23 protein-coding genes are annotated in these 21703 nt (G+C 62.9%); 11 read left to right on the top strand and 12 right to left on the bottom strand.

The genetic code is table 11. The features are described from left to right. The first annotated feature begins 12 nt into the window (after nt 1-12). The 5 genes from dapB to AWT76_RS12510 all read left to right on the top strand — a co-directional run bounded on the left by dapB (nt 13) and on the right by AWT76_RS12510 (nt 5313). Complete coding sequence (gene dapB, locus AWT76_RS12530) at nt 13-822, top strand: 4-hydroxy-tetrahydrodipicolinate reductase (RefSeq protein WP_082700199.1); 810 nt, start codon at nt 13-15, stop codon at nt 820-822. A 68-nt stretch (nt 823-890) separates the two neighbouring features. Beyond that, nucleotides 891-1250 (top strand): hypothetical protein, encoded by a 360-nt coding sequence (locus tag AWT76_RS12525; protein WP_072246636.1) that lies wholly within the window; start codon nt 891-893, stop codon nt 1248-1250. A gap of 61 nt (nt 1251-1311) precedes the next feature. Beyond that, complete coding sequence (locus AWT76_RS12520) at nt 1312-2664, top strand: MFS transporter (RefSeq protein WP_072246635.1); 1353 nt, start codon at nt 1312-1314, stop codon at nt 2662-2664. After that, nucleotides 2649-3530 carry a penicillin-insensitive murein endopeptidase gene (gene mepA / locus AWT76_RS12515; protein ID WP_072246634.1) on the top strand — a complete coding sequence of 294 codons (882 nt, stop codon included), beginning with the start codon at nt 2649-2651 and terminating at the stop codon, nt 3528-3530. The genes AWT76_RS12520 and mepA overlap by 16 nt, the downstream gene beginning before the upstream one ends. Nucleotides 3531-3669: 139 nt before the next feature. After that, a complete protein-coding gene (locus tag AWT76_RS12510; protein WP_072246633.1) occupies nt 3670-5313 on the top strand; it encodes a bifunctional metallophosphatase/5'-nucleotidase in 1644 nt (547 codons plus the stop codon). Nucleotides 5314-5423: 110 nt separating this feature from the next. On the opposite strand, the gene AWT76_RS12505 is transcribed toward AWT76_RS12510, so the two are convergent. After that, entirely contained in the window at nt 5424-5882 is a 459-nt protein-coding gene (locus tag AWT76_RS12505) for an Lrp/AsnC family transcriptional regulator (protein ID WP_072246632.1), read from the bottom strand. Nucleotides 5883-6016: 134 nt separating this feature from the next. Between AWT76_RS12505 and ald the strand changes: the two genes are divergently transcribed. Then, nucleotides 6017-7138: an alanine dehydrogenase gene (gene ald / locus AWT76_RS12500; protein ID WP_072246631.1), complete on the top strand. Its 1122-nt coding sequence runs from the start codon at nt 6017-6019 to the stop codon at nt 7136-7138. Here the strand turns inward: ald and AWT76_RS12495 are convergent. Further along, the gene (locus AWT76_RS12495) at nt 7135-7731 is read right to left on the bottom strand and encodes a thymidine kinase (protein ID WP_072246630.1); all 597 of its coding nucleotides are present in this window, start codon (nt 7729-7731) and stop codon (nt 7135-7137) included. The genes ald and AWT76_RS12495 overlap by 4 nt on opposite strands. Before the next feature lie 89 nt (nt 7732-7820). Here AWT76_RS12495 and AWT76_RS12490 point away from each other — a divergent pair, with 89 nt between their 5' ends. After that, complete coding sequence (locus AWT76_RS12490; RefSeq protein WP_072246629.1) at nt 7821-8141, top strand: arsenate reductase family protein; 321 nt, start codon at nt 7821-7823, stop codon at nt 8139-8141. Between the two features lie 48 nt (nt 8142-8189). Here the strand turns inward: AWT76_RS12490 and AWT76_RS12485 are convergent, their stop codons facing one another. Further along, nucleotides 8190-8396 (bottom strand): cold-shock protein, encoded by a 207-nt coding sequence (locus AWT76_RS12485; RefSeq protein WP_072246628.1) that lies wholly within the window; start codon nt 8394-8396, stop codon nt 8190-8192. 485 nt (nt 8397-8881) lie between these two features. On the opposite strand from AWT76_RS12485, the gene AWT76_RS12480 reads away from it, so the two are divergent. Then, nucleotides 8882-10165, top strand: coding sequence for a DEAD/DEAH box helicase (locus AWT76_RS12480; protein ID WP_407071409.1), 1284 nt, complete (start codon nt 8882-8884; stop codon nt 10163-10165). Nucleotides 10166-10206: 41 nt separating this feature from the next. On the opposite strand, the gene AWT76_RS12475 is transcribed toward AWT76_RS12480, so the two are convergent. Genes AWT76_RS12475 through AWT76_RS12455 form a run of 5 tightly spaced genes read right to left on the bottom strand, consistent with a single transcriptional unit; the run spans nt 10207 to nt 15658 of the window. Further along, nucleotides 10207-10758, bottom strand: a complete 552-nt coding sequence (locus AWT76_RS12475; RefSeq protein ID WP_342667170.1) for a sarcosine oxidase subunit gamma — start codon at nt 10756-10758, stop codon at nt 10207-10209. A 1-nt stretch (nt 10759) separates the two neighbouring features. Beyond that, a complete protein-coding gene (locus tag AWT76_RS12470; protein ID WP_072246625.1) occupies nt 10760-13774 on the bottom strand; it encodes a sarcosine oxidase subunit alpha family protein in 3015 nt (1004 codons plus the stop codon). Continuing rightward, the gene (locus AWT76_RS12465) at nt 13771-14094 is read right to left on the bottom strand and encodes a sarcosine oxidase subunit delta (protein WP_072246624.1); all 324 of its coding nucleotides are present in this window, start codon (nt 14092-14094) and stop codon (nt 13771-13773) included. Before AWT76_RS12465 ends, AWT76_RS12470 begins: the two co-directional genes overlap by 4 nt. 36 nt (nt 14095-14130) lie before the next feature. After that, complete coding sequence (locus tag AWT76_RS12460) at nt 14131-14370, bottom strand: hypothetical protein (RefSeq protein ID WP_141655957.1); 240 nt, start codon at nt 14368-14370, stop codon at nt 14131-14133. A 40-nt stretch (nt 14371-14410) separates the two neighbouring features. After that, nucleotides 14411-15658, bottom strand: coding sequence for a sarcosine oxidase subunit beta family protein (locus tag AWT76_RS12455; protein ID WP_072247700.1), 1248 nt, complete (start codon nt 15656-15658; stop codon nt 14411-14413). 214 nt (nt 15659-15872) lie between these two features. Here AWT76_RS12455 and ccmI point away from each other — a divergent pair, with 214 nt between their 5' ends. The 3 genes from ccmI (at nt 15873) to AWT76_RS12440 (ending at nt 17889) form a co-directional block, all read left to right on the top strand. Then, nucleotides 15873-17117, top strand: coding sequence for a c-type cytochrome biogenesis protein CcmI (gene ccmI, locus AWT76_RS12450; RefSeq protein ID WP_072246622.1), 1245 nt, complete (start codon nt 15873-15875; stop codon nt 17115-17117). Nucleotides 17118-17164: 47 nt separating this feature from the next. Further along, the gene (gene ruvX, locus AWT76_RS12445) at nt 17165-17593 is read left to right on the top strand and encodes a Holliday junction resolvase RuvX (RefSeq protein WP_072247699.1); all 429 of its coding nucleotides are present in this window, start codon (nt 17165-17167) and stop codon (nt 17591-17593) included. A gap of 62 nt (nt 17594-17655) precedes the next feature. After that, nucleotides 17656-17889, top strand: a complete 234-nt coding sequence (locus AWT76_RS12440; protein ID WP_072246621.1) for a DUF1289 domain-containing protein — start codon at nt 17656-17658, stop codon at nt 17887-17889. 52 nt (nt 17890-17941) lie between these two features. Here the strand turns inward: AWT76_RS12440 and AWT76_RS12435 are convergent, their stop codons facing one another. From AWT76_RS12435 to ectA, 4 genes are read right to left on the bottom strand one after another with little or no spacing between them, the layout of a single operon-like run. Continuing rightward, nucleotides 17942-19393, bottom strand: coding sequence for an aspartate kinase (locus AWT76_RS12435; protein WP_072246620.1), 1452 nt, complete (start codon nt 19391-19393; stop codon nt 17942-17944). A 41-nt stretch (nt 19394-19434) separates the two neighbouring features. Then, nucleotides 19435-19821: an ectoine synthase gene (locus AWT76_RS12430; protein WP_072246619.1), complete on the bottom strand. Its 387-nt coding sequence runs from the start codon at nt 19819-19821 to the stop codon at nt 19435-19437. A gap of 5 nt (nt 19822-19826) precedes the next feature. Beyond that, the gene (gene ectB, locus AWT76_RS12425; RefSeq protein WP_072246618.1) at nt 19827-21107 is read right to left on the bottom strand and encodes a diaminobutyrate--2-oxoglutarate transaminase; all 1281 of its coding nucleotides are present in this window, start codon (nt 21105-21107) and stop codon (nt 19827-19829) included. A gap of 53 nt (nt 21108-21160) precedes the next feature. Beyond that, nucleotides 21161-21703 carry a diaminobutyrate acetyltransferase gene (gene ectA / locus AWT76_RS12420; protein ID WP_072246617.1) on the bottom strand — a complete coding sequence of 181 codons (543 nt, stop codon included), beginning with the start codon at nt 21701-21703 and terminating at the stop codon, nt 21161-21163.

The raw sequence follows: 21703 nt of genomic DNA, 5'->3' as shown, positions 1-21703 counted from the left end.
AAGGGTCAGCACATGCGGAAGATTGCGGTTTTTGGTGTCTCGGGGCGCATGGGGCAGATGCTGGTGCAGGCGACGGACGAACAGCCCGGCGCGGTGCTTGCGGCTGCGGTCGAGCGTGCCGGGCATGGCTGGATCGGGCAAGACCTTGGGCAGGCCATGGGGGGTGCCGCGCGGGGTCTGGTCGTGACCGATGACATTGACGCAGCCCTTGCGGCCAGCGACGTGGTCATCGACTTTACTGCGCCCGATGCGACCGTGGCGCTGGCTGCGCGGGCCGCTCAGGCCGGGGTGGCACATGTCATCGGCACCACGGGTTTCGATGATTCCCACCTTGCCGCCTTGGCTGAAATCGCCACGCGCGGCCACATCGTACGCGCGGGCAATATGAGCCTTGGGGTCAACCTGCTGGTCACGCTGGCGCGGCAGGTCGCAAGCGCGCTGGGTGCAGAATATGACATAGAGATCATCGAGGCGCATCACCGCCACAAGGTCGATGCCCCTTCGGGCACCGCGCTGATGCTGGGACAGGCCGTGGCCGAAGGACGCGGCGTGTCGCTGGCCGATATGGCCGACCGGGGCCGCGACGGCATGACCGGTGCGCGCCGTGACGGTGCCATCGGGTTCCATGCCATTCGGGGGGGCGATTTCATCGGCGAGCATGACGTGATCTTTGCCGGGCCGGGCGAACGGGTGACGCTGCGCCATGTCGCCTCTGACCGGGCGCTGTTTGCCCGCGGTGCGCTGCGTGCCGCAATGTGGCTGGAAGGGCGGGCACCCGGCGAATATTCGATGCTGGATGTGCTGGGACTGGGCGGGCGCTGAGAATTTTTTGAAACCAAAAGCAGCTTGATCTCGTATTATGGGCACACGATCAGATCGAGGTTGCTATGATGAGATTTGCGATTGCTCTTGCCGCCGCTCTGACCACCGCCGCACCCGCGCTGGCAGATTTTGAACCCGTCCGCGACGAGGGCAACTTCCGCTCGCTTGTCGAGGGGCGGGAGTTGACCCGTTTCGGCATTCGTCTGCAAGTATTGCCAGAAGGTGAGATTCGCGGCCGAGGCTTTGGCCAACAGGTTGGCGGGCGCTGGGAATGGCGCGACGGGTATTTCTGCCGCACGCTGGAATTCGGCGGTTCGGGCGACCCGTATAACTGTCAGCTTGTTCTGCGCGATGGCGCGACGCTGCGCTTTGTGTCTGACCAAGGCGAAGGTGATTCGGCCGATCTGCGCTTGCGCAACCCCGGCTAAGTGCTTGTCAGGCCGCGTGCCGGGTGGCTAACTGGGCCTTGGGGTTTCTGAAAGGTCCGCCATGACACTACCGCGCAAACACATCTGGGGCTGGTGGGCCTTTGATTGGGCAAACCAGCCTTACAATACACTGCTGCTGACCTTTATCTTTGCGCCTTACTTCGCATCCGCCGTGGCCCCTGACCCGGTGACGGGGCAGGCCCTTTGGGGCTGGATGCTGGCCGCGTCTGGCCTTGTGATCGCGTTGGCAGCCCCCGTGATGGGCGCGATTGCCGACAGTTCGGGCAACCGCCGGTCATGGTTGCTGCTTTGGTCAGCGCTTTATGTCTTGGGGTCCGGCGCGCTGTGGCTGGCAGTCCCGGGCGCGGATGCCATGACCATCGCGCTGGTGCTGTTGGCCTTCGCCATTGGGCTGGTAGGCTTGGAATTCGGGATCGTATTCACCAATGCCGTGCTGCCCGATCTGGGGCATCGTGATGATCTGGGCCGAATTTCCGGCACCGGCTGGGCGCTGGGCTATGTTGGCGGATTGGTGTCACTGGTTGTGATGCTGCTGTTTTTGGCCGAGAACGACCAAGGTGTGACGCTGATCGGCCTGTCCCCGCCCTTCGGGCTGGACGCGGACGCGCGCGAGGGCACGCGCCTTGTCGGGCCATTGACCGCGCTCTGGTATCTGGTGTTCGTGATCCCATTCTTTCTTTGGGTTCCCGTCAAATCTGCCACTGTCCGGGTGCAAGGCGCGGTGCGCCGGGGGCTGCAAGAATTGGGTGAAAGCCTGCGCGCCCTGCCAACGCGCAAAAGCCTGTTTTCTTATCTGGGCGCGTCGCTGCTATATCGCGATGCGCTGAACGGCATTTACGCTTTTGGCGGCATCTATGCCGCCGGGGTGTTGGGCTGGTCCATCGTTCAGATTGGCGTTTTCGGCATTCTGGCCGCTGCCGTGGGGGCGCTGGCCTGCTGGCTTGCGGGCAAGCTGGACAGCCGTTTCGGGCCGAAACCTGTGATTGTCGGGTCTGTGGTTTTGCTGATGGTGGTCTGTGTCATTATCGTGGGCACTGACCGCAGCATGGCGCTGTTCCTGCCCGTGGCCGAAGGGTCCAGACTGCCCGACATTACCTTCTACATTTGCGGGGCGCTGATCGGGGCCGGGGGCGGTAGCCTGCAATCGGCATCGCGCACCATGATGGTGCGCCAAGCTGACCCCGCCCGCATGACCGAAGGCTTTGGCCTTTATGCGCTGTCGGGCAAGGCGCTGGCCTTTCTTGCGCCTGCACTGGTCGCGCTGGTCACAACCCTGACGGACAGCCAGCGCATGGGTGTCACCCCGCTGATTGTTCTTTTCGTCGCAGGTCTTGTGCTGCTAAGCTTCGTCGATCCAGACGGAGAGCCTGAATTCCGATGCGCCCCATCCTGATTGCTCTTGCCCTGCTGCTGGCAGGCCCGGTTCAGGCCCAACAACTTGCCAATCAGTTGTTCGGGGCCCATGCCTACGGATCGTTGCAAGCGCCAGAGCCGATTGGCAGCTATGCCAAGGGCTGTGGCGCGGGGTTGGTGCGCCTGCCGGAAACCGGGCCGACATGGCAGGCCATGAGGCTGTCGCGCAACCGCAACTGGGGCCATCCGGTCTTGATGGAATATGTGCAGGATCTTAGCCGCGAAGCCACGCGCCATGGCTGGGCGGGGCTATATGTCGGCGATATCAGCCAACCGCGTGGCGGGCCCATGACCTCTGGCCATGCCAGCCACCAGATCGGCCTCGATGTCGATATCTGGATGCTGCCCGCCACCCGGCTGAACCTGACCGTGGCGGAACGCGAAAGCCTCAGCTCCATTTCCGTGCGCACCAATGACCAGTTGCGCGTCAACGCCAACTGGACGCAGGCACATTACAAGATCATGCGCGCGGCGGCATCCGACCCGCGCGTGGACCGCATTTTCGTGGCTGCCGCCGTGAAGTTGGAAATGTGCAAGTCCGCGCGACCTGCGGACACGGCATGGCTTCAGAAAATCCGCCCCGCCGCGGGCCACAACTATCATTTCCATGTGCGCCTGAAATGCCCGCGCGGCGCGCGCAATTGCGAAACCCAGACGCCGACCGTGGCGGAACTGTCCAAAGGCGGCAATGGCTGCGATGAGACCTTGCAATGGTGGGTCACCGATTTTCTGAACCCGCCCCCGCGCGACCCGAATGCGCCGCCGCCCACGCCCCGCCGCCACCCGCGCGACTATACCATGGCCGATTTGCCGCGCGCCTGTGGGGCGGTTCTTGTGTCGCAGTAGCAATGCCCGCGCAACTGTGTTGCCAAGGCCCGTATGCTGGTTAAGCTGACTTTTCTCGGGTGTCATCAAATCGTCGCAGAAGCTTGGCACCCCTAGCATTGACCGCCGCCACCGCGCGGCCACCAATGGGGATGCAACCATGACCAACATTCAATTCAACCGCCGTGGATTTCTTAGCCTTGCCGGGGCCACGCTGGCCCTGACCGGCGCGGGCAGCTTTACAATGCGCAGCGCGCAGGCACAGGCAGGCTTTTCGCTGACCGTGCTGCATATCAACGACATGCACAGCCGCATCAGCGAGATCAGCAAATACAACTCTTCTTGCTCTGACGATGATTCGGCCGAAGGCAAGTGTTTTGGCGGCTCTGCCCGTCTGGCCACCGCCATCCGCCAGCGCCGCGCCGCGCATGAGGATGCGGGCCGCCCGGTGCTGACGCTGGATGCGGGCGACCAAAGCCAAGGCACGCTGTATTACACCACCTATGGCGGCAAGGCAGAGATCCAGATGATGAACGCCATCGGCTTTGATGCGATGGGCATTGGTAATCACGAGTTCAACCGCGGGCCAGAGGGGCTTGCCGCGATGATCGCAGAGGCGAATTTCCCGCTCGTCTCTGGCAATATCACCGTGGCAGAGGGCAGCCCGCTGGCGGGCCGCATCCAGCCCCGTGTCGTGATCGAAAAAGACGGCGAGCGCATCGGCATTCTGGGCGTGACCACGCCTGAAACCGTCATCTTGTCCTCGCCCGGTCCGGATGTCAGCTTTCAGGACGAAATCGAGTTTCTGCAAGGGGCCGTGGCCGAATTGCAGGCCGAGGGCATCACGAAAATCCTTGTGCTCAGCCATGTCGGCTATAACCGTGACCAAGAAATCGTCGCTGCCGTGGATGGGATTTCGGCCATCATCGGCGGGCATAGCCATACCCGTATGTCCAACACCGAAGAGGGTGCAGTCGAATACGCAACCCTCGTCGCCAGCCCCTCGGGCCGCGCGGTGCCCATTGTGCAAGCCTTCGCCTTCTCGCGCTACTTGGGCGAATTGCAACTGGACTTTGCCGAAGATGGCGCGGTCGTGTCCGCCAGCGGCGATACCGTGCTGCTGGATGCAAGCTTCGCCCCCGCAGAAGATATCGAAGCGCTGATCGCCCCCTTGGCCGCGCCGATCGAACGGTTGGTGCGTGCGCCGGTGGCCGAGATTGCCGCGCCCATCGACGGCGAGCGCGAGAACTGCCGCGCCCGCGAATGCGAAATGGGCAATACCGTGGCCGATGCCATGCTGGCCGAAGTGGCCGACCGGGGCATCAGCATCGCGCTGGCCAATGGTGGCGGTCTGCGCGCCTCCATCGGTGCGGGCACCGCGACCTTGGGCGATGTGCTGACGGTGCTGCCGTTCCAGAACACGCTCTACACGCTGGAACTGCCGGGTGCGGCGCTTGTCGCGGCGCTGGAACATGGCGTGAATGACGTGGAAAATGGCGCTGGCCGCTTCCCGCAGGTCGCGGGTATCCGCTTCAAGCTGGACCCCTCGGTTGCCCCAGGCGAAGGCCGTGTGTCAGATGTGGAAGTGCGCGAGGGCGACAGCTTCGTGCCCATCGACATGACCAAGTCCTATGGGATTGTCACCAACAACTTCATGGCGAATGGCGGCGACGGTTACGCCATGCTGCGCGATCAGGGCATGAATGGCTACGACACTGCCATCGACCTTGCCGAGGTACTTGCGCGCCACTTGTCGGCCAATGAACCCTTCGCACCACAGATCGACGGGCGCATCCTGCAATAACCATTGCTTGGGCGGGGGAACCTTCCCTCGCCCATTTCATCCTTGCAAAAATATCCTGGGGGAGTCGCGCGGCACGCGCGACGGGGGCAAAGCCCCCTGCAACGTTTGCCTCAAATATCCACCGCAGTCGTCTGCACCACCCGCCGCAACGCGAAAGATGATTGCATCTGCGTCACGCCGGGCAGGCGGCTTAGATAGCGCCGATGGATGCGCGCGAAATCTTCCGTGTCGATGGCGATGATCTTCAGCAGGTAATCCGCGCTTCCGGCCATCAGGTGGCATTCCAGCACATCGGGCACGCGCGCGACCTCGCGTTCGAACCGGTCGAGCAGATCGTCGCTTTGGCCCGATAGGGTGATTTCCACGAACACGGTCGTTGGGCGGCCAATCCGTTTGAGGTCCAGCAGCGCGACATATTCCGCGATGATCCCCTCTGCTTCCAGCCGTTGCACCCGGCGATGACAGGCCGACGGCGACAGGTTGACCTGTTCGGCAAGCTCTGCATTTGTTATCCGGCCTTGGCGCTGCAAGGCCCGCAAGATGCGGCGGTCCGACTCATCTAGCTGCATCGCAGCGCAATCCTTTTTAGCTATTTGTAGCATTTTGCGAATGTTCTTCGAAGAATATACTTAACCACTGAATATCTGCAAATTAATTTCGTCCGCAACGCATTATCCTGTCATTGCAGCGATAGGAGAATGACATGCGCGTTGGATGCCCCACGGAGATCAAACCACAGGAATTTCGCGTTGGCCTGACCCCTGCGGCGGCGCAAGAGCTTGTGCGCGCCGGGCATGAGGTGGTCGTTCAGGCCGGTGCTGGCACGGGCGCCGGTTTTGTCGATGCGGATTACACGCGCGCCGGGGCCGGGATTGTCGATACCGCCGCAGAGGTGTTCGAAACCGCCGATCTGGTCGTCAAGGTCAAGGAACCGCAAGCGGTCGAACGCAAGCAGTTGCGCGCCGGACAGGCGCTGTTCACCTATCTGCACTTGGCCCCCGATCCGGACCAGACCCGCGACCTGCTGGACAGTGGCGTGACCGCCATTGCTTACGAAACCGTCACGGACCGCGCGGGCGGCTTGCCGCTTTTGGCGCCCATGTCCGAAGTGGCGGGGCGTCTGGCCCCGCAAATGGGCGCATGGACGTTGCAAAAGGCCAATGGTGGGCGCGGTGTACTGATGGGCGGCGTGCCGGGTGTTGGCCCGGCCAATGTGGTTGTCATCGGCGGCGGTGTTGTCGGCACCCATGCCGCGCGTATTGCTGCGGGCATGGGCGCGGATGTGACCGTGCTGGACCTGTCCTTGCCGCGCCTGCGCTATCTGGATGACATGTTCGGCCAGCAGTTCCGCACCGGCTATGCCAGTGCTGCGCGCACGGCTGAAATGGTCTTGCAGGCCGATATGGTTATCGGCGCGGTGCTGGTGCCGGGGGCGGCGGCGCCAAAGCTGCTTCGCCGTGCGCAACTGGCCGATATGAAACCGGGTGCGGTGCTGGTCGATGTAGCAATTGACCAAGGCGGGTGTTTTGAAACCTCGCGCGCCACCACCCATGCCGACCCGATCTATGAGGTGGACGGGATCATGCATTATTGCGTGGCCAATATGCCGGGGGCGGTCGCGCGCACCTCGACAATCGCACTGGGCAACGCGACGATGCCCTTCATGCTGGCGCTGGCCAATAAGGGCTGGCGGCAGGCCTGCGCGGATGACCCGCATCTGCTGGCCGGGCTGAACACCCATGCGGGCCGTCTGACCTATGGCGCGGTCGGCAAGGCGCTGGGGTTGGATGTGATCGCCCCAGAGGCGGCGCTGAACGCCGCTTAACCCTGCGGGGTGGGGCGGTCTTCCATCGCCTCGCGCCAGTGGCGGCGGCACAGTGCGACATAGCTCTCGTTGCCGCCAATCTGCACTTGCGCCCCATCGCGCAGGGCTTGGCCATCGGGGCCAAGCCGCACGACCATGGTGGCTTTCTTGCCGCAATGGCAGATCGTGCGCACCTCGCGCATTTCGTCGGCCAAGGCCAGCAGCGTGGCCGATCCGGGGAACAGTTCGCCCCGGAAATCCACCCGCAGCCCGTAGCACATGACCGGCACGCGCAGATCATCCACCGCGCGGGCCAGTTGCCAGACCTGATCGGGCTTCAGGAATTGGGCTTCGTCCACGAAAACACAGGCAACCGGGCCTTGTGCCATGCGCGCGGTCAGCTTGGCGAACAGGTCTTCCTGATCGTCGAACGTATCCGCCTCTGCCCCGATCCCGATGCGCGACGCGATCCGCCCATGGCCTGCGCGCTCATCCAGCTTTGCTGTCAGCAAATAAGGCACCATGCCCCGCTCGCGGTAGTTATGCGCGGCTTGCAGCAGGATCGTGGATTTGCCCGCATTCATGGTCGAGTAATGGAAATACAGCTTCGCCATGCGCCTGCTTTAGCCCGCCCTGCGCGCGGCGAAAAGCCCCTTGCGGGGGACGCAGCCGCCGGGCATCTTGCCCCAAACCGGAGACATGCATGACCACGACCATCCTTGGCCTGAAAACCTGTGACACTTGCCGCAAGGCGATCAAGGCGCTGCCAGACGCCGCGTTCCGCGACATCCGGGCAGACCCGCTGAGTGCCGAGGAACGCGCCACCCTGATCGCGCAATTCGGGGATGCGGTGATAAATCGCGCCTCGACCACGTGGCGCGGGCTGTCAGACGACGACAAAGCGATGGACCCGGACGATTTGCTCGCCGCACACCCGACGCTGATGAAGCGCCCGGTCATCCAGAAAAATGGCGCTTGGTATCTGGGCTGGAAGGTCGATACGCAAAAGGCACTGGGCCTGTAACACCGTCGCGGCCGGTGTCCGGCAGCGACCCCTTTTCGTCAGACTTGCTTACAGCAGGCGCAAATCGCTGGCAGATTCGCGCCCGTCGCGGCCTGCGCGCAGCTCATACCCGACCTTTTGGTCGTCGGCCAAGCCTGTCAGCCCGGCGCGCTCGACCGCAGAGATATGCACGAAAATATCCTTACCGCCATCATCGGGGGCAATGAACCCATAGCCCTTGGTCGTGTTGAACCATTTCACTGTGCCGGTTGGCATACAGCTTCTCCTCGTTCTGTCTTAACCCTTGGCGGGATTGCCAAGGGGCGTTCAGCCAGGTCTTCCAGTGTTCGGCTGTCGCAGACGCAAGGGGCCGTGGTAGAAAGTCTGTCTTCACATCCAAATGGTGCCACAGCCGCGATAAAACGCAAGGTTTTCGTGAAATAGGCCAAGCTTTGCGGGGCTGACCGCTGTTTTCCAGCGCAAATTCGGCGCGGGGCGCAATGCCTTTAACATGTTGTGATTCGAGTGCCATGCGCATGGACCCGGATTTCCCTTGACTTTTTAAGCAGCGCGGAGCATATGCCCTGCAACCGCAGACGTGCCGCGTGAGCACTGACAAGGTTTGCGATGGGGGCACTGCGCCCCGAACCAGCTTCCCGACATCACGCGTGGGGGGCGGCGTCCAGAGTGTGGCGCCCCCAACCGTCCCCAGTTGAATGGGGCATTTTTGGCCGCGCAAGCGTGCCATGAGAGGACTTATCTTGACTGATTTTACCATGTTCGGCCTGCGCCCGATCCTGACTGCTGGGCTGGAAGCCCAAGGGCTGGACAAGCCGACCCCCATTCAGGCCCGCGCTATCCCGCTGGTCATGCAAGGCCGTGACATTCTGGGTCTGGCCCAGACCGGCACCGGCAAGACGCTGGCCTTCGGCCTGCCCATCCTGCACGAGGTGTTGGGTGCAGGCCGCCCGAACCCCAAAACCACGCAAGCGCTGATCCTTGCGCCCACGCGCGAACTGGTCAACCAGATTGCCGAAACGCTGGACGCCTTCGCGCGCAAATCGCCTGTGAAGGTAACGCGCGTGGTGGGCGGCGCGGGAATTAACCCGCAAATCCAGAAACTGGCCAAGGGCACCGATATTCTGGTGGCCACCCCCGGCCGCCTGCTGGACCTGCTGGACCGCCGCGCGCTGACGCTGGCGGAAACCCGGATGCTGGTGCTGGACGAAGCCGACCAGATGCTGGACCTTGGCTTTATCCACGCGCTGCGCAAAATCGCGGGCCTGCTGCCGCGCGAGCGGCAGACGCTGATGTTCTCGGCCACCATGTCAAAGCCGATGAACGAGATCGCCGCCGCCTATCTGGACCGCCCCGAGCGGATAGAGGTCGCAGCCCCCGGTAAACCTGCCGACAAGGTCACCCAATCGGTGCATTTCGTATCGCAAGGCGACAAGGCCAAACTGCTGGAAAGCTACCTGAAGCAACATCCGCAAGATCTGGCGCTTGTCTTCTCGCGCACCAAGCATGGCGCAGAGAAGCTGATGAAACTGCTCAATAGCTGGGGTCTGTCCGCAGGCTCTATCCATGGCAATAAAAGCCAAGGCCAGCGCGAGCGCACCTTGGCCGCGTTCCGCGCCGGTGAAATCAAGGTGCTGGTCGCCACGGATGTTGCCGCACGCGGCATCGACATTCCCGATATGGGCCATGTCTATAACTATGACCTGCCGGAAGTGCCGGAAAACTACGTTCACCGCATTGGCCGCACCGCGCGTGCGGGTGCGTCGGGCCGCGCGCTTGCCTTCTGTGCCCCGGCGGAAATGGAAGACCTGCGTGCCATCGAAAAGCTGATGAAGATCAGCATGAAGGTCGAAGGCGGCGTGCCATGGTCCGCTGATCTGGCCGGGCCCGCGCGGGCAGAGCAACGCAAGCGCGGCCAACCACAGCAGCGCCGCAAGCCGCAAGGCGCAGGCGGCGCGCGCGGCGACAAGCCGAAGGCCAAGGCGCCGGGTGCTGGCGGTGGTCAGAAGCGCCGTCGTTTCGGATGAAACAAAAGGCGCGAGGGGAACCTCGCGCCTTTTTCGTTTCGTCAGCAATATAGCTTCGGCTCTGACCCCGGTGCAGCGGCGCGCGAGAGCAGGTCGAACATGTATTGTCCGACTGACCGGAAGCAGACCAAGGTCATTTCCTGCGGCCCCGACACCCAGATGGCAGCCGCTACTTGGGCCGCGCGGGTGCGGCGAATGTCGCCTGTCGTCAGCGCGCTGAAATCGACCGGGCATAGCTTGGCCAGCGCGTCGCCCACCCCGGTGCCTGTCACGGTGAACACCGCGCGCGCGTCCGATACATTCGCGACCGTGGCAAATTGCCCTTCCAGCGCCTGCGCCAGTGATGCCGCCAATGCAGGCGCATCGGCATAGTCGCACAGGATCAGCAGCTCATCCGGTGACATCCATGCCACGGCTGTGCCGCCCGCTTGTTCCACCCGCCGTTGCGCCGGGACCGCGCAGCCCATGACTTTTTTAACCGTCCCGGCCAAGGCTGACAGATCGCCGCGCAGCGTAATCATGCCGCGCAGGCCCGCTTCTGCGACCGTGACAAAGCCCTGATATGTCGCGCCGGGCAGGGCGCTTGTTGCCATGTCAGACATCTTGCTTTGTCCCTTCCTTGTCATACAGAACAGGGTCCACGATCCGCGCCTTGATGCGGGCGTTATTCGGCCCGGCAAAGTCCAGCACCTCTCCCATCCGGTCCGGGCCGTGGCGCACCAGCCCCATGGCAATGCCGCGCTTCAACGTGGCCGAATAATAGGTGGAGGTGACGCGCCCCTCGGTTTCGGCCTGCTTGTTGGCGGTTTTGCCGCCCGTCACGGCCAAGGCGCCATGCGGCAGGACCGACCCGTCCAGCGTTTCCAGACCGACCAGCTTCCAGCGGTCGGGATGGACCATGGCCTCGCGTTCCATCCCGCGCTTGCCAAGGAAATCGTCCTTCTTCTTGCTGATCGCCCAGTTCAGGTTCAGGTCTTGCGGGATGACTGTGCCATCGGTTTCATCGCCAATCATGACGAAGCCCTTTTCCGCGCGCAGGATATGCAAGGCTTCGGTGCCATAGGGCATGACGCCCAGATCGGCCCCTTCCGTCAGAAGCTTGTCCCAGAAGGCGCGGCCTTGGCCGGCGGGCACGGCAATTTCAAAGCTCAATTCACCCGAGAAGCTGATGCGGAACACCCGCGCGTCAAACCCGCCCAGTTTGCCCTCTGACCATTCCATGAATTTCAGCGCGTCGCGGCTGACATCCATCCCGCCCAGCCGTTCCAGAAGCTGGCGCGCTTTCGGGCCGACCACGGCGATTTGCGCATATTGTTCGGTCAGGTTGACGGTGTGGACCTTCCAGTCCCACCATTCGCATTGCAGCCAGTCTTCCATCCAGCCATGCACATGGTCCGCGCCGCCCGATGTGGTGTGCACAAGGAAACTATTCTCGTCCAGCCGCGCCACGACCCCGTCATCCATCAGGAAGCCGTTTTCGTTGCACATCAGCCCGTAGCGGCATTTGCCGGGTTTGAGCGTGCTCATCATATTGGTATAGAGCATGTCCATGAACCGCCCGGCATCGGGGCCTTGCACAAGGATCTTGCCAAGGGTCGAGGCGTCGAGCAGCCCGATATTCGTGCGTGCATTCGTGACCTCTCGGTTGACCGCCTTGTGCCGGTCCTCGCCCGCGCGGATATAGGTGTAGGGGCGGCGCCATTGGCCGACCGGTTCCCAATCTGCCCCGTTGCTGTCATGCCAGTCATGCAGCGGCGAGCGGCGCAGCGGCTGGAACGTGCTGCCCGTTGCCTCTGCCGCGATCGCGCCAATGGAAATGGGCGTGTAGGGCGGGCGGAAGGTGGTGGTGCCGGTGGCCGGGATGGGCTGGCCCAATGCATCCGACAGGATCGCCAGACCGTTGATATTGCTTAGTTTCCCTTGGTCGGTCGCCATGCCCAGCGTGGTATAGCGCTTGGTATGCTCCACGCTCTGGTAGCCTTCGCGCGCGGCCAATTGCACGTCGGCGACCTTCACGTCGTTCTGATAATCCAGCCACATTTTCATGCGCAGGTCGTATTCGGCATTACGCGGCATCATCCAGACGGCGTCCATCGGGGCCATGTCGGGGGCTTGGTCGGTGGCCGGGGCAGGGGCCTTGCCCGTGGCCCCGGTGGCTCTTGCCGCTGTCAAACCCGCGTCATGCGCGCCACTCAGCACTGCGCCCATGTCGCCATTGGCCGCGCCGCAGGCGCGCACGAAGCCCGCGCCATCCACGCCCAAAGGCGGGCGGCTGGCATCGGGGCGGAAGAAATGATGCGCCTCGTCCCAAACCAGCTTGCCGCCGCAATGCGACCACAGATGCACGACGGGCGACCAGCCGCCCGACATGGCCACCGCGTCGCAGTCGAATTCCTCGGTGAAAGCGGTGCCCTTGCTGTCGATGCGGCAAATCTCGACACCTGTTACCGCTTTGCCGCCCTTGACCTTGCGAATGCCCTTGCCGGTCAGAACGGTGATGCCTGCGGCGCGGGCCGCTGCCACCAGCGGGCCGTTGGCCTCGGGCCGGGCATCGACCACGGCGGGCACGCCGATACCGGCACGGCGCAGCGCGATTGCGGTGCGGTAGGCGTCGTCGTTATTGGTCACAACCACCACGGATTTTCCCGGCGCGACGGCGTAATTGACCACATAGTCGCGCATGGCGCTGGCCAGCATCACGCCCGGCAGGTCATTGCCCGCAAAGGACAGGGGGCGTTCAATTGCCCCCGTGGCCGTCACAATCTGGCCCGCGCGCATCCGCCACAGGCGGTGGCGGGGGGCGTCGGTATTCGGCGCGTGGTCGGATACCCGCTCATACCCCAGAACATAACCATGGTCATGCACACCCGCGCCCATGCAGCGCAGGCGCAGATGGACATTCGCCATGCCCGCCAACTTGGCAACGGTCGCGGCAATCCACGCAACGGCATCCTGCCCGTCTATGGTTATGCCATCTACGGGCGCACGGCCGCCCCAATGCGCGGTCTGCTCCCAAAGCGCCACACGCGCGCCGGTTTCAGCCGCCGACAGCGCGGCTTGCAGACCCGCAATGCCACCACCGATGACCAGCACATCGCAAAACGCGTAAAGCTGTTCATAGCGGTCGGGGTCGCGCGCATCATGCGCGGGGGCTTTGCCCAAGCCCGCCGATTTGCGAATGATGGGTTCATACACATGCTTCCAGAACGCGCGCGGGCGCAGGAAGGTCTTGTAATAAAAACCCGCCGTCAGGAATTGCGGCACAAGGCTGTTCACCGCAAGCAGGTCGAATTCCAGACTTGGCCAGTGGTTCTGCGTCTCGGCGCTCATGCCCTCGAACAGTTCCGTCGTGGTCACGCGTTGGTTTGGTTCATACCGATCCCCCTTGCCCAGCCCGACAAGTGCATTGGGTTCTTCCGCGCCGCTTGCGACAATGCCGCGCGGGCGGTGGTATTTGAACGACCGCCCCAACAAGGTCTGGCCATTGGCCAGCAGGCTGGCCGCAAGCGTATCCCCCGCATGGCCCTTCATGGTCTTGCCGTTGAAGGTGAATGTCACATCGCGGCTGCGGTCGATCAGGCGACCGCCAGAGGCAAGACGATGGCTCATGCGAACCCCTCCCAATCCGGGCGTTTGGCTTTGATGGCGGCGACAATTTCGGCGGGCGGTTCAACCGTTTGCGCGGGGTAGGTGCCGAACACTTCCAGCGTCATGGTGCAGCGCGCGGCCAGAAACCATTTGCCGCAGCCATAGGCATGCCGCCAGCGTTCGAAATGCACGCCGCGCGGGTTCTTGCGGTTGAACATGTAGCTGTCGAACTCGGCATCGGATGAACCGGGGCCAGAGCGTTTCAGATGCGCTTCGCCGCCGGGGGCGAATTCGGTTTCCTCGGCGGTAACGCCGCAGCAGGGGCATGTCAGCAGTAGCATGGCGCGCCTTTCATGGGGCGCGCGGGCCAGCGCGCCTTAATCGACAGGGATGGTGTAGGCTTGCGGAGTGCTGGACACTTGATTGTCCGACAACCCGCCAATGCGCGGGGCAAGGGCAAGCCCCGCGACCAGAAGCGGAATGAGAATGCCAAAGGCAAGGCCCGCCAAGCGCTGCGGGTTGCGCAGGATGGCATCGGCAAATCGGGTGATGAAGGTAAAACGCATGGCACTGTCCTCTGTTCCGTCCGTAACAGAGATAGGGATGCCGCGCGCCATGTCACCCCCAAGCCGGTGGAATTGCGCGGAAAATGGCCCATCAATGCGCCACCCCTGCCGCCACGCTTTCATCAATGAAGCGCCCCTCGCGGAAGCGATACATGCTGAACGCCTCGGCCAGCGGTCCCGGTTCGCCCTTGGCGACCAGTTCGGCCATGGCGTAGCCGGACCCCGGCGTGGCCTTGAACCCGCCCGTGCCCCAGCCGCAATTGATAAAGCAGTTGCCCAAGGGGGTTTTCGAGATGATGGGCGAGCGGTCGCCGGTCATATCCACGATGCCCCCCCATTGGCGCAGCATTTTCAGGCGGCTGACCATCGGGAAGGTTTCGACCAATGCGCGCACGGTTTCTTCGATATGGTGCCACGACCCGCGCTGCGTGTAGTTGTTGAACCCGTCCGCGCCGCCGCCGATGACCATTTCGCCCTTGTCGGATTGCGACATGTAGCCATGCACCGTGTTGGCCATGACGACCACATCCATGCAGGGTTTGATGGGTTCGGACACCAAGGCTTGCAGCGCGACCGATTCGACCGGCAGGCGGAAGCCCGCCATATCGGCCAGCGCGCCTGAATGGCCCGCGACCACGATGCCCAGCTTCTTGCAGCCGATATGGCCCTTGGTGGTGTTCACGCCGGTGACCATGCCGTTTTCCGACGTAACCCCTGTGACCGCGCATTGCTCGATCACATGCATGCCCATGGCCGAACAGGCGCGCGCATAGCCCCACGCGACTGCATCATGCCGCGCGGTGCCGCCGCGCGCTTGCCACAAGGCGCCGAGCACCGGGTAGCGCGGGCCGTCAAGGTTGATGATCGGCACCAGCTTCTTCACCTCTGCGGGAGAGATGAAGCGCGTTTCCACCCCTTGCAGGGCATTGGCGCGTTCGGTGCGCAGGTAGCCGCGCTTTTCATGTTCGGTCTGCGCCAGCATCATCACGCCGCGCGGGCTGAACATGACGTTGTAGTTCAGGTCTTGGCTCATCGTTTCATACAGCGAGCGCGATTTCTCATAAATCGCCGCCGACGGGTCTTGCAGGTAGTTCGACCGGATGATCGTGGTGTTGCGCCCCGTGTTGCCCCCGCCCAACCAGCCTTTCTCGATGATCGCGACGTTCTTTATGCCGTAGCGCTTGCCAAGGTAATAGGCCGTGGCCAACCCATGCCCGCCAGCGCCGACGATTATCACATCGTAGGATTTGCGCGGCTCTGGGCTGGCCCAGGCGCGGCCCCAGCCGGTATGCTGGCGGAACGCTTCGCGGGCGATGGCAAAGGCGGAATAGTGTTTCATGGGCGGCACTCCGAGCTCTTGCGTTCTTCTGGACCAGCGGCGACGCGTGCGGTTATCCAGAAACGTCATGTTCCGGACGAAAACCGAAATCGCGCTGTCGGCGCGGCGCATGGTCGCAATCAGGGGGTCGGTGACAGGCCTGTGACCCGTTTTCGCTTTTGCGTGCGCCGCGGGAAGGTTACAGAACACCGTAGGATACGAAAAGGGCGACAGCATGACATTTGGCCAGATCGCAGGGTTTGGGGTTATGATACTGATGGTCGGCATCGTGCTTTGGCGCGCGGTGCTGCGCGCGGGGCGGCAAACCGATGCGGCCAACGGTTATGAACGCGCCATGCGGGTGTATCGTGACCAGTTGGCGGAAATTGATCGTGATCTTGCGCGCGGTGTTCTTGTCGAGGACGAGGCCGAGCGCACCAAACTGGAAGTGCAGCGCCGTATTCTGGAACTTGACCGCACTGCCCGTGGCGACCTGCAAGGGGCGGCAAGCGGCTCTCGCATTGCGGTGCTGGGCGTGGTGGCGGTTGCGCTTTTGGGTGCGGTCGGCGTGTATTGGTCGGTCGGTGTGCCCAACTACCCCGACATGCCATTGGTCCAGCGCCATGCCGAGGCGCAAGAGGCGCGCGCCAACCGTCCGCGTCAGGCCGAACTGGAAGCAAGCTATGCCGAAGCCTTCCCCGGCCCGTTCGATTTTCCGGGCCGTGATGATCTGGAACCGATGGTGCAACAGTTGCGCGAAGCGCTTGTTACCCGCCCAGAGGATATGAACGGCTTTCGCCTGCTGGCGCAAAATGAAGTGCGGCTTGGCAATTTCCGCGCTGCGATCGAAGCGCAATTGCGCGTGATCGAACTGTCGGATGATCGCGTGCCGGTCGAAGACCTGGCCTATCTGCTGGACCTGATGGCGCTTGCGACGGGGGGCATCGTCTCGCCCGAGCAGGAGTCGGTGATCGAACGCATTCTGCGCAGCGACCCGGAACACCCGATCGCGCTGTATTATTCCGGGCGGCTTTATGCCCAGACCGGGCGGCCCGATCTGACCTTTCGCCTGTGGCGCCGCCTGCATGATGTCAGCGAACCTGACGCGCCATGGCTGGAAGAAATTCGCGCCGCGCTGCCCGAACTGGCGCAGATTTCCGGCGCGCCACGCTACCAGTTGCCGCCGCCGCCCAGTGCACGCGGGCCTTCTGCCGCCGATATCGAAGCTGCCGAGGACATGACGCCAGAGCAGCGTCAGGAGATGATCGCAGGCATGGTCGATGGCATGTTGTCGCGGCTGGCCAATGAAGGCGGCCCACCGCAGGATTGGGCGCAGCTTCTGCGAGCCATGGGTGTGTTGGAGCGGCGTGAACAAGCCCTTGCCATTCTGGGAGAGGCGCGCACGATTTTTGCCGCCGATGCTGCGGCGCTGAAAATCATCAATGATGCCGCGCGCGATGCCGGGCTGACGGACGAGTGAGCAGCCTTCACGACGACATCGCGGGTTTCGCTGCCGCGCTGCCGCCCATGCGGGCGCTGGCGGGGCTGGATCTGGGTGACAAGACCATCGGCGTGGCGGTGTCGGACAGGATGTTGTCCATCGCCTCGCCCTTGCAGACCATCCGGCGCAAGAAATTCGGACTGGATGCAGCAGCGCTGCTGGAAATTCTGGACGCGCGCGAGATTGGCGGGATCATCCTTGGCTTGCCGCGCAACATGGACGGCACCGAAGGGCCGCGCTGCCAGTCAACCCGCGCTTTCGCACGCAACCTGTCACGGTTGACCGACCGGCCCATCGGGTTCTGGGATGAACGGCTGTCCACCGTGGCCGCCGAACGCGCGCTGTTGGAAGCCGACACATCCCGCCGCCGAAGGGCAGAGGTGATCGACCATGTGGCCGCCGGCGTTATCCTGCAAGGCGCGCTGGACCGCCTGACGGTGCTGCGGCGCGGCTAGGGGCCTTTCTTTTTTGCCTGCCACGGCCTATCTGCGTGACAGGACAGTTTCTGGGGCGCCATATGACCGACGACATCTGGAAGCGCGACGAGGTGGAAAGCCCTTGCGTCAAGATCTGCGTGATCCATCCCGAAGCCCGGTTGTGCACCGGCTGTCTTAGATCGTTGGATGAAATTGCCGGATGGTCGCGGATGAGCGCGGATCAGCGCCGCGCTGTCATGGCCGAATTGCCCAGCCGCGCACCAGAGTTGCAAAAACGGCGGGGCGGTCGCGCGCGGCTGCGCGCCACAAACTGAAACGGCGCGGCAGCCGTAGCCCCACGCCGGTTTTCGACCCGAACACACGCATTTAGGCCGCGCGCAGCGCCGGGCCTTTCTTGCCCGCCTTACCCGAATTGCGTTTGCCGGTGGCGTCAGTGACCAAGGCCTCATGCAACGCCTTGATTGCATTATCCATTTCGTCGCGGGGCAGCAGGAATTGCGCCTCTATCCGGCGCAGGCCTTGTTGGGCGGCCAAGGGGCGCAGCCCGGCGGCTTCCAGCGCCAGCAAGCCGCGCGACAGCACCGATACATCAGACAAGTCGGACCCGATCACCGCGACCATGGACAGCGCGCGGGTGCTGATTTCTGCGTTTGGATAGGCTTTTAGCACCTCTTGCTCGGCGCGGCGCAGCGCCTTTAGCGACCCGTCGATGTAATGCGTGATTGTGTTCGCGTTCGAATGTTTCGACACGATCCACAGATTGTGCCGGGTCAGGGCTTGCAACACCGTCGCATCATAGCCTTTGACGCCGACCATGTCGGGTTCATGCACCTCGAACGCCTGCACCGGCAGGCCGGTGACCATTTCAACCCGGTTTGCTTGGCCACCCTCTGGCCCGATCAGCGTGCCCGGATCATGGGGTTCGAACGCATGTTTCACGCGCAGCGGCACATCGGCACGGCGCAGCACGCGCGCCGCATTGGGATGGATCGCTTCCATGCCCAGATTCGACAACTGGTCGGCCACGTCATAGCTGGTGCGGCCGATTTTGCGCACGGCATCCACCCCGACAATCTTGGGATCTGCCGAAGACAGGTGGAATTCCTTGTGGATGATCGCTTCGCGCGCGCAGGAAAGCGCCGCCAGATGCGCGAAAACCACTTCGGAATATCCGCGGTCATATTCGCGCATCAGCCCTTCGGAACATTGCGCATAGCCCGTGACGATGGGCAGTTCCGCCGATAGGTCAATCCCCGCCATGGCTTGCGTCAACCGGTCGGCCAAGGTCGGGTTTTCTTCGTCGCGCCAGCCCGTCAGGTCCACGAAGCGCGCATTCACACCGTTGCGCTGCAACAAAAGCGTGGTGACAAAGGCCGAATGCGCCTCGCCCATGCCCGACAGCAATTCGCGCAGGGTCATCATTTGCTGGTCGATGCGGAAATGCCCGTAGCTGCCAAGGCGCTGCAAATCCAGCATACAGGCGCGCGCGCCTTCCATGCGGTCGCGCACGAAAGCATCGGCGCGTTCGCGATCACCGTCATGGGTCAGGATCTCTGCATGGGTGGCGCACATGGTCTCGGCCGTGTCGCGCAGCGCGTCCACCCAGCCTGCACCACTATCATCGCTGACAAAGCGCGCATAAATGCCGGGCGATCCGGTTTTCTTGTGTTCCAGCAGCTTGTTGGTAATGCCGCCAAAGGCCGACACCACGAACACACGATTATAAACCGCTTTGGGGTCGTGCAGGAACAGCGCATCCACCAATTCGGGCGCGCGGCTCATGCAGGTGCCGCCGATTTTTTCGACTGTATGGGTCATGGATATGTTGGCGGGCGGCTTTTCACCCCCGCCGCCTGTGTTCAGGAATTTTCCAGCGCGTAAGAGCCGTCTTCGCGGTGCACTTCCTTGCCCGTGACGGGCGGGTTGAAGCAGCAGGCAAAGACCATTTCGGTGCGGCAGCGCAAGGTGTGCTTGTCATGCTGGTCCAGCGCATACATTACGCCGGGGCGCAATTCGTGCACCTCGCCGGTGGCGATGTCTTCGATGCTGCCCTCGCCCGAAATGCAATAGACGCTTTCAAAGTGGTTCTTGTAGTGGAAGGTATGTTCCGACCCGGCCTCGATCGTGGTGATGTGGAAGGAAAACCCCATTCCATCCTCGGCCAGCAGCAGGCGCACGGATTCCCAGCGCTCTGCGCCTACGCGGCGGTCTGTTGTCTTGGCTTTGTGAAAGTCGCGAATAATCATGTGCGTTACTCCGCTGCGATCTTGTTGGCCGGGGCATGAACTTGCACGGCGGCTTCCAGCACGTCCAGCCCCTTGGCGAACTGGTCCTGCGGGATGCTCAGGGGGGCAAGCACCTTGACCACCTCGTCATGCGCGCCCGATGTTTCGATAATCAGCCCGTGCTGAAAACAGGTGGCGCAGATCGCAGCGGCCATCTCGCCACAGCCGACATCGACACCCTGCATCATGCCGCGCCCTTTCAGGCTGGCGCCGGGGATCAGATTGGCGATGCGTTGCAGACGTTCGGTCAGGAACGCGGCCTTTGCTTCGGTCTGTTTCTGGAAGGCGTCATCGCTCCAGAATTTTTCCAGTGCCACGCGGGCGGTCACGAACGCGTGGTTGTTGCCGCGGAACGTGCCGTTATGCTCCGCCGGTTTCCACACGTCCAGATCGGGGCGGATCAGCAGGCCGGCAAAGGGCAGGCCCATGCCCGACAGCGATTTCGCCAGCGGGATCAGGTCGGGCTGAATGCCCATGCCTTCAAAGCTGAAGAACGGCCCGGTGCGGCCGATGCCCGCCTGAATGTCATCCATGATGATCAGCGCGCCATGTTCGCGGGCAAGCTTTTGCAGGCCCTTCAGGAACTCGGCGCTGGCGGCATTCAGGCCACCTTCGCCCTGAACCGGTTCGATCAGAAAGGCCGCCGGCGCGTCAATGCCGCTGGATGGGTTGTCCAGCATTTCGCGGATCAGCGCCAAGCTGTCGACACCTTCCATCGCGCCTTCATACGGCATACGCACCACGCCCGACAGCGCCATGCCCGCGCCGCCGCGCTTGCCTGCATTGCCGGTCGCGGCCAAGGCACCCATGGTCATGCCGTGAAAGCCGTTGGTAAAGGCCACGATGGTTTCGCGCCCGGTGGTCTTGCGCGCCAGCTTCATTGCCGCTTCGACCGCATTGGTGCCGGTCGGGCCGGTGAACATGAATTTGTAATCCATGCCGCGCGGCTTCAGCACGATCCGTTCAAACGCGCCCAGAAACGCTTCCTTTGCGGTGGTGTGCATGTCCAGACCATGAGCCACGCCATCGGCCATGATATGTTCCATCAAGGCTGCTTTCATGTCGGGGTCGTTGTGGCCGTAGTTCAAAGACGAACAGCCCGCCAGAAAATCGGTATAGTCGCGGCCATTGGCATCGGTCAGCGTGGCGTTCTGCGCCTTGGTAAAGCTGACCGGGAAGGACCGGCAATAGCTGCGTGCTTCAGATTCGCGGCGGTGGTAAATATCGGTCATGGCTGAGTCAGTCATGGTCTATCCTTTCAGGAATGTCGGGTGTTTGGGGCAGGGGTGTCGCGCGCCCCTCAGGCCACCAGCCGAAGCCGCTTGCGCGGCAGGTCGATCGTGACCAAATGTTCGGTCGCATGCTCGCCATTCAGATGGGCGTCACGCTCGTAATGCGGCGCATCGGTCAGGGGCGCGCCCCGGTCACGGGCAAAACTGCGGAACAGGCCCCAGCTTGCATCATTGCTGCGGGTGATGGTGGTTTCCAACTTGGTGACATTGGCACAGGCCGGGCGCTGCAACAGCGCGCGCAACATGCGCTTGCCCAAGCCCAAGCCTCGCGCATCGGCATGCACCGCCACCTGCCAGACGAAAATCGTATCCGGAGATTCGGGCGGGATATGGCCCGAAATCCAGCCCAGCACCGTGTTGCCACGTTCTGCCAGAATGCAGGTTTCCGCGAAATGATCGCATTGCACCAAGTTCATATACATCGAGTTCTGGTCCAGCGGGGGGCAATTTGCCACCAACTGCCAGACGGCAGCGCCATCAGCCTTGGTCGGCTTGCGCAGATGCAGCAAGTCCGGCGCTTCGGCCTGATCGAATGTCACGTCTTTCGCCAT

Origin of the sequence: Roseibaca calidilacus (assembly GCF_001517585.1) — a bacterium.
Lineage (GTDB): Bacteria > Pseudomonadota > Alphaproteobacteria > Rhodobacterales > Rhodobacteraceae > Roseinatronobacter > Roseinatronobacter calidilacus.
Note: the sequence above shows the minus strand (reverse complement) of the source record. Positions and strands in the feature narration are given on the sequence as shown.